Annotated in this window: 12 protein-coding genes; 5 read left to right on the forward strand and 7 right to left on the reverse strand. The window is 66.5% G+C overall.

The genetic code is table 11. The features are described 5' to 3' along the window. Nucleotides 1-80: 80 nt before the first annotated feature. On the reverse strand, nt 81-1,103 hold the full coding sequence (locus HMH01_RS01060; protein WP_171321639.1) for an AbrB family transcriptional regulator: 1,023 nt from the start codon (nt 1,101-1,103) through the stop codon (nt 81-83). 142 nt (nt 1,104-1,245) lie between these two features. Between HMH01_RS01060 and HMH01_RS01065 the strand changes: the two genes are divergently transcribed. Further along, nucleotides 1,246-2,082, forward strand: coding sequence for a 3-oxoadipate:acetyl-CoA acetyltransferase (locus HMH01_RS01065; RefSeq protein ID WP_171321641.1), 837 nt, complete (start codon nt 1,246-1,248; stop codon nt 2,080-2,082). Nucleotides 2,083-2,095: 13 nt separating this feature from the next. Here the strand turns inward: HMH01_RS01065 and HMH01_RS01070 are convergent, their stop codons facing one another. From HMH01_RS01070 to HMH01_RS01090, 5 genes are all read right to left on the reverse strand, one after another. Continuing rightward, nucleotides 2,096-2,929, reverse strand: coding sequence for a sulfotransferase domain-containing protein (locus HMH01_RS01070; RefSeq protein ID WP_171321643.1), 834 nt, complete (start codon nt 2,927-2,929; stop codon nt 2,096-2,098). Nucleotides 2,930-3,011: 82 nt separating this feature from the next. After that, nucleotides 3,012-7,208, reverse strand: coding sequence for a rhamnosyltransferase WsaF family glycosyltransferase (locus HMH01_RS01075; RefSeq protein ID WP_171321645.1), 4,197 nt, complete (start codon nt 7,206-7,208; stop codon nt 3,012-3,014). 212 nt (nt 7,209-7,420) lie between these two features. Then, nucleotides 7,421-8,194, reverse strand: coding sequence for a 3'(2'),5'-bisphosphate nucleotidase CysQ (locus HMH01_RS01080; RefSeq protein WP_171321647.1), 774 nt, complete (start codon nt 8,192-8,194; stop codon nt 7,421-7,423). Beyond that, a complete protein-coding gene (locus tag HMH01_RS01085; protein WP_171321649.1) occupies nt 8,187-9,536 on the reverse strand; it encodes a TldD/PmbA family protein in 1,350 nt (449 codons plus the stop codon). The genes HMH01_RS01080 and HMH01_RS01085 overlap by 8 nt, the downstream gene beginning before the upstream one ends. Next, the gene (locus tag HMH01_RS01090; RefSeq protein ID WP_171321650.1) at nt 9,533-9,949 is read right to left on the reverse strand and encodes an MAPEG family protein; all 417 of its coding nucleotides are present in this window, start codon (nt 9,947-9,949) and stop codon (nt 9,533-9,535) included. Before HMH01_RS01090 ends, HMH01_RS01085 begins: the two co-directional genes overlap by 4 nt. Before the next feature lie 155 nt (nt 9,950-10,104). Here HMH01_RS01090 and HMH01_RS01095 point away from each other — a divergent pair, with 155 nt between their 5' ends. Both HMH01_RS01095 and HMH01_RS01100 read left to right on the forward strand, forming a co-directional pair. Beyond that, nucleotides 10,105-10,509, forward strand: a complete 405-nt coding sequence (locus tag HMH01_RS01095) for an acyl-CoA thioesterase (protein WP_171321651.1) — start codon at nt 10,105-10,107, stop codon at nt 10,507-10,509. Then, on the forward strand, nt 10,506-11,138 hold the full coding sequence (locus HMH01_RS01100) for an SH3 domain-containing protein (RefSeq protein ID WP_171321653.1): 633 nt from the start codon (nt 10,506-10,508) through the stop codon (nt 11,136-11,138). Before HMH01_RS01095 ends, HMH01_RS01100 begins: the two co-directional genes overlap by 4 nt. Before the next feature lie 5 nt (nt 11,139-11,143). Here the strand turns inward: HMH01_RS01100 and HMH01_RS01105 are convergent, their stop codons facing one another. Continuing rightward, nucleotides 11,144-11,737, reverse strand: a complete 594-nt coding sequence (locus HMH01_RS01105) for an alpha-ketoglutarate-dependent dioxygenase AlkB (protein WP_171325124.1) — start codon at nt 11,735-11,737, stop codon at nt 11,144-11,146. 230 nt (nt 11,738-11,967) lie between these two features. On the opposite strand from HMH01_RS01105, the gene dnaK reads away from it, so the two are divergent. Both dnaK and dnaJ read left to right on the forward strand, forming a co-directional pair. Further along, nucleotides 11,968-13,884 carry a molecular chaperone DnaK gene (gene dnaK, locus HMH01_RS01110; protein ID WP_171321655.1) on the forward strand — a complete coding sequence of 639 codons (1,917 nt, stop codon included), beginning with the start codon at nt 11,968-11,970 and terminating at the stop codon, nt 13,882-13,884. A 70-nt stretch (nt 13,885-13,954) separates the two neighbouring features. Next, complete coding sequence (dnaJ, locus tag HMH01_RS01115; protein ID WP_171321657.1) at nt 13,955-15,103, forward strand: molecular chaperone DnaJ; 1,149 nt, start codon at nt 13,955-13,957, stop codon at nt 15,101-15,103. Nucleotides 15,104-15,108 lie beyond the last annotated feature (5 nt).

Here is a 15,108-nt window from a genome sequence, read left to right on the forward strand (position 1 = left end):
CGCCAAACCTGCGCCGGCCGCACGAGGATTTTCTTAACAGGTCCGGTTTCCCCGGGCCAGCAGGGGGTTGCGCTGTCGGGCTAGCCCTTGCCCAGCCATCGGTTCGCGATGGGGGCCAGCGTGATCACAAGGATCACCCGCATCAGGTGGTGCATGATGACGAAGGCCAGGTCGGCACCGGCAATGATCGCGATGATCGCCATTTCGCTCTGCCCGCCGGGGGCAAAGGCGAGGAAGGCGTTCAGCGGGTCGGTGATGCCGGCCAGCGCCACGGCCTCGGCGAAACCGAAGGCGATCAGCGCCAGCAGCAGGCAGTAGCCGACCCCCGCGGTCACATCCACCCGCAACTCGCGCGTGGTGATGCCGACGTATTTCGTGCCCACCGCAAGCCCGATGAAGAACTGCGCGGCCAGGATCGCCTCGGCCGGCGGGCGGTGGGTGATCAACCCTGCAAGCGACAGGGCGCCGGTCGCGATCATCGGCCCGATGATCGAGGCGCCGAAAAGCTTGACCTTGACCCCGCCCCACCAGCCGCCCAGCGCCGCGGCCACCATCAGCGCCAGTTCGTGCGGCGGCACCGCCTCGGCATCGGTTCCGGGCGGGACGCTCAGGTCCAGCTGCCACACGGTCGTCATCAGGATCGGGATGAGCGACACGATGACCAGCACGCGGGTCGCGTGGATCAGCGACATCGTGCGGACATTGCCGCCCGCCTCCTCTCCGAAGACGAGCATGTCCTGAAGCCCCCCCGGCATGGCCGAATAGAAGGCGGTGGGATGGTCGTAGCCGCACACCTTGCGGAAGAACGGGTAGCCGACCGCGCCGATGATCAGCACGAAGATCGGCACCAGCATCACCGACATCGCCATTTCCGGCAGGCGTCCGACGGTTTCCGGCGTGACGGCGGTGCCGATGGTCACGCCGAGAATGGTGCGCATCAGCGGCTGGACCCGGCCCATGCCGCCCAGCCTGGCGCCGCCAAGCGCCGCGATCAGGCATGCCGCCATCGGCCCCAGAAGGAACGGCAGCGGCAGCGAAAGCCACACGAACGCGACAACGCCCAGGGCGGATACGGCAAGGGTCAGCAGGCGCGCGCGGGACATGATCGCTCGTGTGTGGTGGTTGCAATTTATTGTATACTACTGGATGCAATTCAGGGCAAAGGTCAACCACAGGTCTTGCATTGCTGCCATGAACAGGCAGACTTGCTGCCACCCGAACATGTTCCCGACGGAGCCACGCGCAATGACCACCCCCTGTATCATATGTGTCGCGATCACCGGCTCTGTTCCGCGCAAGGAAAACAACCCGAACGTCCCGATCACCGTTGCCGAGCAGATCGAAAGCACACACGCCGCCTTCGAGGCAGGCGCGAGCATCGCCCATTGCCATGTCCGCAACGACGATGGCAGCCCCACCTCGGACCCGGATCGCTTCGCACGGCTGAAAGAGGGGATCGAGACGCATTGCCCGGGCATGATCGTCCAGCTTTCCACCGGCGGGCGCTCCGGCGCCGGGCATGCCCGCGGGGGGATGCTGCCGCTTGGCCCGGACATGGCCTCGCTGTCGGTGGGGTCCAACAACTTCCCCACCCGCGTCTACGAGAACCCGCCCGACCTGGTGGACTGGCTGGCCGCGGAGATGCTGAAATACGACATCAAGCCCGAGATCGAGGCATTCGACCTGAGCCACATCTTCCAGGCGGTCAAGATGCAGCATGACGGGCGCCTGCGCCGGCCGCTCTATATCCAGTTCGTGATGGGTGTGAAGAACGCAATGCCCGCCGACCGCGAGGTCTTCGACTTCTACATCCAGACCGTCAAGCGCCTCGCCCCTGACGCGCAGTGGTGCGGTGCCGGGATCGGGGCAAGGCAGATCGAGGTCAACGAATGGTCGATCGCGGCCGGCGGCCACACGCGCACGGGACTCGAGGATAACATCCGCCTGGACCGCGACACGCTCGCGCCGTCGAACGCGGCGCTGGTCCGGCGCGCGGTGGAGCTGTGCGAGAAATACGAGCGCCCCGTCGCCACCTGGCAACAGGCGCGGGAAATCCTGAAGCTGCGACCGGTGGCGGGGTGAACCGGAAGCCCGATCAGGCGGAATAGATCTCCTTAAGTATCTGCAATTCTGTCGGGGTCAGGCTTTTCTCCAGAAAATCCTGCTCAGGCTTTGGAAGTGGCAGCCTTCTAAGCTTGTTCTTGATTGGCGCTATTTCTTCATCAGAAATATCTGATCGGTTCAGCGCAAGACAATACTCGACCGTATCATATGAAGCCCCGATATTGGATCGGTACTCGATATAATTGTCCTCAACAGACTTGTTGAAAACGCTTTCGATAAAATCCGCAAATATGCTTTTCTTAGCGAACCGATCCATATCGTATTTCAGGATTTGAACGTTGTCGCTTCCGAAGATGCTTCCCCAAGTGTCAGCATGTATGAAGCGGGTTGCGAAGGACAGGTTGCGCGCCTGAAACACATATTCACGGAAACTGCGCTTCTCCCGACCGGCCATGACCCCGTGGACGAAATTCGAGACATGATAGTCCAGCGGCGATCTGTGATAGAAGACCACCCTCGGATTGTAGTCGTGGAAAACCCGCCACAGATCCCGAAGTGCGGCGGCATTCAGGGAAAGCAGCGACAGGTCCTCGCTTGAGACAAGTGTCTGCACATCTCGTGCGATATTCTTCTCGATGATCGTCCGGTAATGTTCGACAATCTCAGCACGGGTCTTCCCGGCTTCCTTCATCCAGTCGTTCCGGTAGAACATCCAGGCAAGTTCCTGATGCGCGGGAAAGCCGCACAGCGTCTCCGGGTAGTCGATCCCCAGTCCGGCAAGATCTTTGCGGCTCTTTGCAAAGATCTCCTGAAGCGCGGAACTGCCTGTCTTTCGCAGACCGATGTGAATGACGAGTTTGTTCACTGTGACACCTGACCTACCCGGATCCGCTCAGATAATTGCAAGCATCTGTCATATCACGCGTGCGTCGGTCCACAAGAAGCCGCTACGCGCTTCCCATCCGCGCCTGCGCCGCGCAATACGCTCTTGCGGCTGTGGTATCGTCCGCCTCGGCGATGACCGGCGCCCCGGTGTAGAGCGGGCGCGCCACCGGCAGTTCCTCGGCCTGGCCGGCCTGCATCGCCCAGGACACCGCGTTGACGGCCACGTCGACCTCCCATTCCAGGGTCCGGGGACGCATGTAGTCGATGCCATGCGCACGGCGGCTTTCCGTCTCGTCGGGGTCCTTGAACAGCGACAGAAGTGCCTCCGCGACCGATGCCGGCGACTGGTAGGCAAGCTTGGCGGCACCGTCGGGATAGTCGAACAGGTTGTTGTAACGGAAGATGTCGACCGGGACGCAACCGGCAGCCATCATCTCCATCGGGATGCGCGACGGGTTCGTAAGGCTGACGCAGAGCCCTGCCGTGCAGCGGTTGTAGATCCGGTTCAACTCGTGCAGGTCAAGCACGATACCGTGGTTCTTCGCCTCGAAGGGCAGGTCGATCTTGCGGTTGGACCCGTAGAGTTCGATCCGGATGTCGGGGCGCCGCTGCTTCACGAGGCCCAGCGCCTCGATCGCGAGCCGCGTCATCCGCCGCGGCTTTTCAGGCTGATAGAGAAAGGCGATGGCCGGCTCTCGGGCGATCGTCCCGAGCGGGTGGTAGATGGCGTCATCCACGCCCAGCCCGGTGGAAATCGCACCCGCCCCATAGGTCGTCCGCAGGAAATGGTTCAGCCAGTTGCCGATGGTGACATGCGTATGGCCCATCGTGTAGCTGTTCTCGGCCTCTACATAGGTGTCGCCGACAGGATTGAACGCCGCCTCGAAATCCTGGACCAGGTAGAAACTGCGGTGCACGCGGTCGTAGAAATGGTCGCGAACGTATTTCGACGAATAATGCACGGTCGCCATCGCGGCATCGGCCGACGCCCCGGCGTCCCAGTGCGCGCTGAGCGGGATGTTGGCGTCTCCGATGATCTCTTCCGCGACTTCCAGACCGTCGCCCGGAGCGTCGAAATAGATGTGGCACTTGAAGCCGACGCTCTGCAGGCCCTTGGCGACGTTGTAGATCGTCCGGTGGCCGCCCGATCCGCGGATCGGCGCGGGGCAGAAGATGGCCATGCGGTCCGTGCCGACGCGGGTCAGGGTCGATGGCGCGGGAAAAAGCGTGCCCCGCGGAAAGGCGAGGCGCTTCTCGATCGGAAGGACCGCGACCTCCGACTGGACCTGTGACTGGTTGAGATAGGCGCTCGGCCAGCGAAGTGCGCCCAGACCCCGGGCGACAAGCTCGTGGACGCCGGCGGCCGGCGCCTGCTTCAGCTTTTCCAGGTCGACGACCTGGGTGGCCATGTCCTGCACATGGCCCGCGCCGAAGGTCTCGTTATGCTCGAGCTGCATGAAGGCCTCGGCAACGGCGCGCGGCGGATGCGCGATAAGCCCGGCGATCATCTCGTTCGCCATGTCCCGCAGGTCGGCCGATGTCAGGCCGTGCCGCCGCACATGATCCGCGACGATCGCGTTGCCCGCGCGCATGCCTTCCTGGATGCGCGCGACCGCCCCGGCGACCACCCGTTCCTCGCCATCGACGATCAGGGTATCGGGCGTGCCGTCGCGATAGCCGATGACCGAGCCGCCCGGCGCGTTGAACAGGAACTCCACCGGCGCGTAATCCCGCAGGCCGCTGTCCACCTGCTGGTTGCGGTCGAACAGGTACCCGGCCTTGGTGGCGTTGGCCGGCTGCGGGTTGATGAACCGGTCCAGCCCCAGATAGACGCCGTGCACCCGCGCGCCCGACAGGTAGCACAGGTTGTCCTGGATGGTCCCGCGCCAGCCGATATCGACGATCGTGTACCGGGCCTGCGCGTCGCCGCGGAAGCCGGACGCATCGAGGTAGCGGACAAGCTCGCGGCGCTGGGTGGAAAAGGCTTCGGCGATATGCGCGCGAACGCCCGGTTTGGCGAGAAGCGCCGCCAGTTCCGCGCTGTCCCAGGGCGCCTCGATCTCCTCTTCGGGGTCGAGGCCGACCTCGGCCGCTGCCTCGGCCATGAGCGTCGCATCGAGGTTGAGCGAGCGCGCGAACGCGCCCAGCGACTGGCGGCTGTATTGCCCCCACATGCGCAGCAACTCGTCCGCGCCGATACCGCGCAGGGACGCGGCAAAGGTCGCCCGACGGCTGACATGCAGCTGCGACGCCTCCGGATAGGATCCGATGTCGTAGACGTCGGAAGCGGCCAGATCCTCGTAGAGGGTCCGGAAGAACACGCCTTCGCGGGTGAAGAAGAAGACCTTGTCGGCCCGGTTGCGCAGTGCCTCTTCCATGGCGAACAGCGCATAGGCCGTCGCCACCGGGGCAAAGGTCATCCCGAAATCGAACAGCTCGTCCGTCTCTTCGCGCGTGTTCGCCGCGTCGGCCAGCGCCGCGCGGATGCGCGCGACATGATCGCCGGGATCTCCCTCCAGCAGACCGCGGAAGGCGCGGTCGTACCACTCGCGCGCGCGCTCCTCGGGGGTATTGCGATAATGGAACGCATCGATCCCGATGGTCGTCGGCACCTCGTAATCCGCCCGCTGGTTGTCGCCCACATGCAGCCAGCGAAGACCGTTGCCCACCGCGTGCTCGCGCACCACCGAAAACAGGCCGCCGCCGCGCTTGGTCTGCATGTGGTCGCAGGACACGAACAGCGCAGACAGCGCCGCGCGCGCGTCCCGCGCCTCGAGCAGCCGCTCGAGAAACGCCTTGCCGAAATAGAAATCCGATATGGCGATCAGCTTGCGCCCCGCGGCCCGGTCGAGGAAGACGGCCAGCGTCTCGTCCAGCCGCGTGCTGTGGATCTCGGCGCGCAGCTCTGCCTCGACCAGCGCGGAAACGATGGCGTCGCGCGCCGCGGGGTCGGCCAGCCCGATGGTTCCCAGCCAATGGGCAAAGGCATCCTCGGCGCGATACTCGTATTCGGCGTTGGCGACTGCCGCTTCGGCCGCGCGCCGCAGCGCCAGAAGCGCCCCAGGGCCCATATGGTCCGCCGAAAGCCCATGTGCCGCGCCCAGAAGCCAGAGCGCGCGCGCGGTCCTGAGCTTGATCTCGTCCGGATGGCAGTTCCGGCGCAGGATCGTGTCCCATATGTCCAGCGATATGACATCGGCCGCCTGCCCCCGCTCGGCCAGGAAGTCCGCCGACACATGATCGAGCGTCGATCCCTGCAGCGGATGCACGTCGCCCGCGCCGATCGGGCGCAGGACACCGCCCCGGTTTCCGGGGGCGTCGAAATAGTTCGGCAGCGCCAGCAGCGCGGATTTCCAGTCGAAGGCCGGGTTCTTCGCCCGCAGGTTCGGCAGTTCCGCCCGCTCGAACGCCGGGGCGCGACCCTCGCGCGCCCCGTGCGCGACGAAATGAAGGAAGGGTTCCATCCCCGATTTCGCGATGTCCTCGTTCTGCTTGAGATAGCGGACCGGGTCGAAGGCGGGCGACGGAGGCTTGCGCAGGGCGGCGCCGGTCACGACCCAGTGCAGCAACGGGTCGGCGTCAAGCTCGGCCACCTCCGGATGATGGGCCAGGTACCAGGCGGGAGAGAAGAACGGGTTGGGCTGGCGCCCCAGCCGCCATCCGGTGCGCACATAATCGTCATACGCGGTTTCACCGGGGGCGACATTGGCGCGGTAGCGTTCGCGATACCATGCTTCGTCGACATAGGCCTTGGGTGTCACGAAATGGGGCAGCGCGTGGGACAGGTCGAAACGCGGCGCCTCTGCCGCGCGCTTGCCGATATCGGTGATCGGAAAGCCGGGGGTTCGTCCTTCGGGCAACCCGTGTTGAAGGTAATGCAGGAACGGCTCCAGACCCGCCTCGGCGATGTCGGCATAGGTCCTGAGATAGCCCACCGCATCGAAGATCGGCGACACCGCGTATCCGGCGGGCCGCCCGCTTTCGAACCAGTGCGTGAGCGGATCCGACCCTGTTCCGGCCGCGTCGGGATGCCGTTCCAGATACCATTCCGGAGAGAAGAACGGGTTCGGGTAGAAGCCACGCGTCCAACCTTCCTTCAGGTAGTGCTGGAACGGACCCTCGCCTTCCCTGAGATGCTCACCGTACCGGGAGACATACCAATCCTTCCAGAAATACTCCCTGACCTGCTTGCGGCTCGAGTTCTCCTTGCCGGAATTCCGGCTGCCCCTGGACCCGATATTCTGAATGATCTTCAGCAAAGCCCCACTCCGAAATTCACGCAAAAAACACGGCCGGAAATCGGCCCGGGTGTACTTGAACTATCGCGACAACTGTAGAATGCGCCACGCCCCTCGACCGGGCTGCACGCCTCGGCTTCCGCATAGCGGTAGCTACCAATGAACGCGTTTTCCTTCAACCGGACAGAGGCGCGATCCGCAGACATGTCCCGCATCTCCCGCCCCTCTTCCTTTCAGGCCGCGCGCCGGGCCATCAGCAGCGGATGCAGGCCGGGCGCGGCCGCGATGCATCCGGGGTGCTGGCGGCGGATGGAATTGAAAGGCGGCATCGCACCGCCGGCATCGGTGACGATGGCGCCGGCCTCGCGCGCGATCAGGGTACCGGCGGCGATGTCCCACTCCCATGCGTCGCGCAGCGTCACCATCGCATCGAACCGGCCCTCGGCGACCAGACACAGCCTGTAGGCCAGCGAGGGGCGGTAGGCACGCGCCGCTTCCGGCACGCCCCCCGGCCAGTTGCCGGGATCGAAGGTGACGCGGTTCGCAAGCACCTGCGCCCCGTCCAGCATCGTCGCCCGGGAGGCGGTGATCGGCGCCCCGTTCACCCGCGCACCCTGCCCGGCCGCAGCGGCATAGGTCAGGCCCAGCGCCGGCATGTGCACCACGGCCGCCGTCACCTCGCCGTCGCGGACCACGGCCAGCGCATGGGCAAAGGCCTCCTGCCCGTCGATGAAGGCGCGCGTGCCGTCGATCGGGTCGATCACGAACAATGTCCCCGCCGACATCCGGGCGGGATCGTCGGGGGTTTCCTCGGACATCCAGCCATAGCCCGGCCGCGCTGTCCGCAGCCGCGCCTCGAGCATGGCGTTCACTTCCAGATCGGCCTCTGTCACCGGGCCCTGCCCGTCCGGCTTGTGCCAGACCTGCGGCGCGGCGCGAAAATGGCGCAGGGCGATGTCGCCCGCGGCGCGGGCGGCCTCCTCCAGAAGCGGCAGGTCGTCAGCCACCTGCAACCGTCAGCCCCTCGACCAGCAGGCTGGGCACGACGCGGCTCAGATGCGGGCGCGCATCGTCGGCCATCCGCAGGGTCATCAGCATGTCCCGCAGGTTGCCCGCGATGGTACACTCGTTCACCGGCTCGGCGATCTGGCCGCCACGCACCCAGAAGCCCGATGCCCCGCGCGAATAATCCCCGGTGTTCGGGTTGATCGAACTCCCCATCAGCGACGTGACGAGCAGCCCCTCGCCCATGTCTGCCAGCAGCTGCGCCCTGGACACCTGCGGCCCGGTCAGGCGGATGTTGCCCACCGAGGGCAAGGGCGGCGCACCGGTCCCGCGACTGGCGTTCGCGGTGCTTTCCAGCCCCAGCTTGCGCGCGGACGCCAGATCCAGCACCCAGCGCCGCAGCACGCCGTCGGTCACGATGTCGGCGTCGCGGGTCGCCAGCCCCTCGGCATCGAAGGGGCGCGAGCCGCCGACGCGGGGGCGATGCGGTTCTTCCAGGACCGACATGCCCGCCGGCAGCACCGCCTCTCCCATGGCGTGTTTCAGCCAGCTTGTTCCGCGCGCGATCGCCTGCCCGTTCACCGCCGACAGCAGGTGCCCGATCAGGCCAGAGGCGATGCGTTCGTCGAACAGCACCGGATAGGCCCCGGTGCGCGGCTTTGTGGCACCCGCACGCGCCAGCGTCCGCTCGGCGGCAAGGCGCCCGATCTCCTCGGGGGTGGGCATGTCCGAAAGATGCGTGCGCCCCTCGAAGGCGTAGTCCCGCTCCATCGCCAGGCCCTCGCCGGTGATCGCGACGCAGGCGACGTTGTGGCCGGTGCGGGCGTAGCCGCCGGAAAAGCCGTTCGTCGCCATCAGGTGGATATCGGTGCGGCTGTAGTCGGCACCCGCGGTCGAGACCTGGGTGATCCCCTTCATCGCCAGCGCCGCCGCCTCGGCCGCCCGCGCGGCCTCGGCCAGCGCGGCGGCATCGGGGGCGGTTGCGGGGTCCACCAGGTCGAGCGCGGCAAGATCCCACCGGGTCGCCAGCTGCGACGGATCGGCCAGGCCGGCGGTGGGATCCTCGGGCGCCTCGCGCGCCATGGCCACGGCGCGCTCCGCCATCATCCGGATCGCGTCCGGCCGCATGTCCGAGATGGACACGCAGGCCTGCTTCTGCCCGATCAGAACCCGAAGCCCCAGGTCGGTGCCCTCGGCCCGCTCGGCCTGTTCCAGCGCGCCGTTCCGGATTTCCATCGAGATGCCGTCGGCGCGCACAGCGACCACGTCGGCCGCCTCGGCCCCGGCCTTCTTCGCCGCCTCCAGCGCCCGGGCGGCCAGTGTCTCGAGCTGCGGCGCGCTCATGCCGCCACCATCAGGAACACCGCGTGGGCCGCAAGACCCAGCATCGCCAGGGCCTGCACCAGCAGGGTCAGGCCCGCGCCGGCCATCCGCTGCCAGCCCGGCGCGTCCTCGGCCAGGAAATGCATGCCGTGCAGCACGCGGGCGACGATGAGGGTGACGCCGAACAGCGCAAGCACCCAGGCCGGCGTGCCGATCAGCGCCATGACCAGGAACAGCACCAGCGCCAGCGGCACGTTCTCGGTGAAATTCGACTGCCCCCGCATGGCCCGGATCATCCAGGGATGTCCGCCATCGCCGACCATGATCTTCAGCTTCCCCCGAAGCATGCCGATGCGTGCGCTGAGCCACAGGTTCACGGCGGCGGCCGCTGCGGCGGTCAGCGCCACGACAAGGATTGCGGGTGTCGGTTCCATGGGGTGTCTGCCTTCGATCTATGCGGAGAGTCTATGCCGCGCGGGACACGCGGCACAACCATGGCCAAGAGATAAGGCCGCCCCGGCAGACTGCAACGCTTGAGATTGCGCACGGGCTTGCCTAGCCTGCGGAAAAACAAGGCAGAGGATGCAGGATGCCCGCAATCCAGCCCCGCGGAGAGCTGACGCTTCAGACCATCGCCATGCCGGCGGACACGAATGCCAATGGCGACATCTTCGGCGGCTGGCTCATGGCCCAGATGGATCTCGGCTCGTCGGTGCTGGCGCGGTCGCGCGCGCGGGGCCGGGTCGCCACGGTGGCGGTCGAGGCGATGACCTTCCACCAGCCGGTCCATGTCGGCGACACGGTGTCGATCTTTGCCGAACTCAAGCGCGAGGGAACCACATCCATGCAGATCGGCGTGGAAGTGTGGGTCACCCGCCAGCCCAGCGCCGAGCGGCTGAAGATGACCGAGGCGACCTTTGTCTTCGTCGCCGTGGACGAACAGGGCCGCAAGCGCCCCCTGCCCCAGATCCGACAGACAGGAGTGATGGCATGATCAGACTTCTCATCCAGGCGGCTGCCCTTTGCCTGGCCCTGCCGGCAGCGGCGCAGACCGTGCCCTGGCTGCACGACGTGTCCGGCGTTGCGGCGGACGATGTCCTGCACGTCCGCGAAAACCCCCGCGCGACCGCCGGGCTGGTCGGCAGCCTGCCCCCCGACGCGACCGGCGTCGAGGTGGTCGCCCTCAGCGAAAGCGGCGACTGGGCGCAGGTCAACATCGGCGAGGCATCCGGCTGGGTGTCCATGAGCTACCTTGCGGCGCAGCCGGGCGCGAACGCGGACGGCACCTATTTCGACAGGCCGTTGCGCTGTGTCGGAACCGAACCGTTCTGGACCCTGAACGTGACCGGCGGGGACGGGCCGGTGGATCTGACCCAGCTTTCGGGCGCATCCCTGACGCTGTCGCCCGAACTCCGGCTTCGCTTGGCCAACATGGCCGGCGCGGCGCAACTCCTCGAGGCGGCCACCCCCGAGGGCGGCCGGACAACCGCGACGCTTCGGCGCCAGCAGTGCAGCGACGGCATGTCGGACCGCGCCTATGGCCTGTCGCTCGACATGCTGATCCGCGGGCCGGGCGGCGACGCGGCCTTCGTCTCGGGGTGCTGCACGCTGGCGGCACGCTGAGCCGCTCAGGTCACGACCCGCAGCGTCAGGTTGATCCGCCCGCCGCCCTTCAGCAGGGATGAGCGGCCGAAGCGGATGCGGTCCACCCCGTGAAACACCCGCCGGGCCGCGCCGCTCATCACCAGCACGTCACCCGACTCCAGGTCGAAGCTGGTCGTGGGCGCACCCCGCTCCAGCCCGCCGACGCGGAACAGCGCCGGATCGCCCAGCGACAGCGACACCACCGGCTGGCTCATGTCCGCCTCGTCCCGGTCCTGGTGCAGACCCATGGCCGCCTTCTCTGCATAGTAGTTCACAAGGCAGCATTCCGGGGCGCGCGCCCCGGGTGCGGCCTGGTCCCATATGGCAAGGACGGCGGGCGGAATCGGCGGCCAGGCAACGCCCGAGGGATGCCGCTCGACATAGCGATAGCCCTTGCGGTCCGAATACCAGCCGAACCGCCCGAGCGAGGTCATGCGCACGCGCATCGGTTTTCCCCAGGGCGTCAGCGGCGCGAACAGGGGGGCCAGCGCGACCGCCTCGCGCAGGTCCGAGACCAGCGCCGCCTGCGCATCGGGCGCAAGCAAACCCTTGTAAAGAAACAGCCCCTCTGGCTGCATCGCGATCCGGTTCAACCCCACCGATCCCCCTGCAAAAGCACGCCGGCGACCCTCACGCCGCCGTGAAATTTCTGCGATCCGGTCCCCGGCCCCATGGTTGCAGGCCCCCGAACCCAACCCTATATACCCCCCGAACCGGGTGCCGGCCATGTGCCCCGCCCGGAGATCCATGGGATGGGAACGGGGGCCGCGCCGCGGACCCGGCCCGCAATCGCCGGAAGAGGAAAGTCATGTCGAAAGTCATCGGTATCGACCTTGGAACCACGAACTCCTGCGTCGCCATCATGGATGGCAGCCAGGCCAAGGTGATCGAGAACTCCGAAGGGGCGCGCACCACCCCCTCGATCGTCGCCTTCACCGAGGAAGAGCGTCTTGTCGGCCAGGCCGCGAAGCGCCAGGCGGTGACCAACCCGACCAACACGCTTTTCGCCATCAAGCGCCTGATCGGGCGCCGCACCAGCGATCCGGTCGTGGCCAAGGACCGGAACATGGTCCCCTATTCCATCGTGGACGGCCCGAACGGCGACGCCTGGGTCGAGGTGAAGGGCGAGAAGTATTCCCCCAGCCAGATTTCCGCCTTCATCCTGCAGAAGATGAAGGAAACCGCCGAAAGCTATCTCGGCGAAAAGGTGGACAAGGCGGTCATCACCGTTCCCGCCTATTTCAACGACGCCCAGCGCCAGGCGACCAAGGACGCCGGCAAGATCGCCGGGCTCGAGGTGCTGCGCATCATCAACGAGCCGACCGCTGCCGCGCTGGCCTATGGTCTCGACAAGAAAGAGACCAAGACGATCGCGGTCTATGACCTTGGCGGCGGCACCTTCGACATCACGATCCTGGAAATCGACGACGGCCTGTTCGAGGTGAAGTCCACGAACGGCGACACCTTCCTCGGCGGCGAGGATTTCGACATGCGCATCGTCGAGTATCTTGCCGAGCAGTTCAAGAAAGAGCACGGCGTCGACCTGACCAAGGACAAGATGGCGCTCCAGCGGCTGAAGGAAGCCGCCGAAAAGGCCAAGATCGAGCTGTCGTCCACCAGCCAGACCGAGATCAACCAGCCGTTCATCTCGATGGACCCGGAAACCCGGCAGCCGCTGCACCTGGTGCTCAAGCTGACCCGCGCCAAGCTGGAAAGCCTGGTGTCCGACCTGATCGCCCGTTCGATGAAGCCGTGCAAGGACGCGCTCAAGGATGCGGGCCTGTCCACCTCGGACATCGACGAGGTGGTGCTGGTCGGCGGCATGACCCGCATGCCCAAGGTCTTCGAGGAAGTGACCAAGTTCTTCGGGAAAGAGCCGCACAAGGGCGTGAACCCCGACGAGGTGGTCGCGCTTGGCGCCGCCATCCAGGCCGGCGTGCTGCAAGGTGACGTCAAGGACGTGGTCCTGCTGGACGTGACGCCCCTGAGCCTGGGCATCGAGACGCTGGGCGGCGTGTTCACCCGGCTGATCGACCGCAACACCACGATCCCGACCAAGAAATCCCAGGTCTTCTCGACCGCCGAGGACAACCAGAACGCGGTGACGATCCGCGTGTTCCAGGGCGAGCGCGAGATGGCGGCGGACAACAAGCTCCTGGGCCAGTTCAACCTGGAACAGATCCCGCCCGCACCGCGCGGCGTGCCGCAGATCGAGGTGACCTTCGACATCGACGCGAACGGCATCGTGTCCGTCAGCGCCAAGGACAAGGGCACCAACAAGGAACAGAAGATCACGATCCAGGCGTCGGGCGGCCTGTCGGACGAGGACATCGACAAGATGGTCCGCGAAGCCGAGGAGAACGCCGAGGCCGACAAGGCCCGCCGCGAACTGGTCGAGGCGAAGAACCAGGCCGAAAGCCTGATCCACAACACCGAGAAGTCGGTGGCCGAGCATGGCGACAAGGTGGACCCGACCACGGTCGAGGCGATCGAGATGGCCGTGCGGAACCTCAAGGAAGCGGTCGAGGCCGACGACGCCGAGAAGATCAAGGCGCGCAGCCAGGACGTGATGGAAGCGTCGATGAAGCTGGGCGAGGCGATCTACAAGGCGCAGCAGGCCGAGGCCGAGAAGGCCGATGCCGACGAGCCGCGCCCGGTCGACGAGACCGACGACGTGGTCGACGCCGACTTCGAGGATCTGGACGACGACCAGAAGCGGGCCTGACAGGGCAGCCGGAACCTCCGGCCCGTCCGAAAGGGCGGGCCGGATTTCCTTATGACGCAGGGGCTTGCGGATGGCGAAGGCAGATTATTACGACATTCTCGGCGTAAGCCGGAGCGCCAGCGCCGAAGAGCTGAAGAAGGCCTATCGCCAGAAGGCGAAGGAACTTCATCCGGATCGCAACAAGGACAACCCGACCGCGGAAGAGCAGTTCAAGGCCGTGAACGAGGCCTATGACGTTCTGAAGGACGCCGAGAAGAAGGCGGCCTATGACCGCTTCGGGCATGCCGCCTTCGAGGGGGGCAATGGCGCGAGCGCGGGGCGCGGCGGGTTCCATGGCGGGGCGGATTTCGCCTCGGCCTTTTCGGACGTGTTCGACGACCTGTTCGGCGGCTTTGCCGCGGGCGGGCGCGGACCGGGCGGCGGCCAGCGTGCGCGGCGCGGGTCGGACTTGCGCTACAACCTGCGCGTGACGCTTCAGGACGCCTATCGCGGCAAGCAGACCGCGATCCGCGTGCCCAGTTCGGTCAGCTGCGACGGCTGTCACGGAACGGGGGCCGCGACCGGCACCGAACCCTCGACCTGCCCGACCTGTTCGGGCATGGGCAAGGTCCGCGCGCAGCAGGGCTTCTTCACGGTGGAACGCACCTGCCCGACCTGTTCGGGCCGGGGGCAGATCATCAAGGATCCCTGCAAGGTCTGCGGCGGCGCGGGCCGGGTCGAGAAGGAGCGCTCGCTTTCCGTGAACATCCCCGCCGGGGTCGAAACCGGCACCCGCATCCGCCTGGCCGGCGAGGGCGAGGCCGGGATGCGCGGCGGTCCTCCGGGCGATCTCTACATCTTCATCGAGGTGGCCCCGCACCAGATCTTCGAACGGGACGGCGCAAATCTCTATTGCCGGATCCCGGTGAGCCTGGCCACCGCCGCGCTGGGCGGCGAGATCGAGGCCCCGACCATCGACGGCGGCCGCTCGCGCGTGAAGGTGCCGGCGGGCGTCCAGTCGGGCAAGCAACTGCGCCTGCGGGCCAAGGGCATGCCGATGCTGCGCGGCGCCGGCTTCGGCGATCTCTATATCGAGCTTGCGGTCGAAACCCCGGTCAACCTGACCGCGCGCCAGAAGGAGCTTCTGCGCGAGTTCGAGGAAGCCGGCAGCAACAACAGCCCCGAAAGCCAGGACTTCTTTTCCAGGGTCAAGGGCTTCTGGGACGGGATGAAGGGCTGAGGGCG

The sequence above is a fragment of the Halovulum dunhuangense genome, assembly GCF_013093415.1.
Taxonomy (GTDB): Bacteria; Pseudomonadota; Alphaproteobacteria; order Rhodobacterales; family Rhodobacteraceae; genus Halovulum; species Halovulum dunhuangense.

What these genes read in the sequence shown, in the direction of transcription:
- HMH01_RS01060 (WP_171321639.1), bottom strand. Translation starts at nt 1,103, where the DNA reads ATGTCCCGCGCGCGCCTGCTGACCCTTGCCGTATCCGCCCTGGGCGTT.
- HMH01_RS01065 (WP_171321641.1), top strand. Translation starts at nt 1,246, where the DNA reads ATGACCACCCCCTGTATCATATGTGTCGCGATCACCGGCTCTGTTCCG.
- HMH01_RS01085 (WP_171321649.1), bottom strand. Translation starts at nt 9,536, where the DNA reads ATGAGCGCGCCGCAGCTCGAGACACTGGCCGCCCGGGCGCTGGAGGCG.
- HMH01_RS01090 (WP_171321650.1), bottom strand. Translation starts at nt 9,949, where the DNA reads ATGGAACCGACACCCGCAATCCTTGTCGTGGCGCTGACCGCCGCAGCG.
- HMH01_RS01095 (WP_171321651.1), top strand. Translation starts at nt 10,105, where the DNA reads ATGCCCGCAATCCAGCCCCGCGGAGAGCTGACGCTTCAGACCATCGCC.
- HMH01_RS01100 (WP_171321653.1), top strand. Translation starts at nt 10,506, where the DNA reads ATGATCAGACTTCTCATCCAGGCGGCTGCCCTTTGCCTGGCCCTGCCG.
- HMH01_RS01105 (WP_171325124.1), bottom strand. Translation starts at nt 11,737, where the DNA reads ATGCAGCCAGAGGGGCTGTTTCTTTACAAGGGTTTGCTTGCGCCCGAT.
- dnaK (WP_171321655.1), top strand. Translation starts at nt 11,968, where the DNA reads ATGTCGAAAGTCATCGGTATCGACCTTGGAACCACGAACTCCTGCGTC.
- dnaJ (WP_171321657.1), top strand. Translation starts at nt 13,955, where the DNA reads ATGGCGAAGGCAGATTATTACGACATTCTCGGCGTAAGCCGGAGCGCC.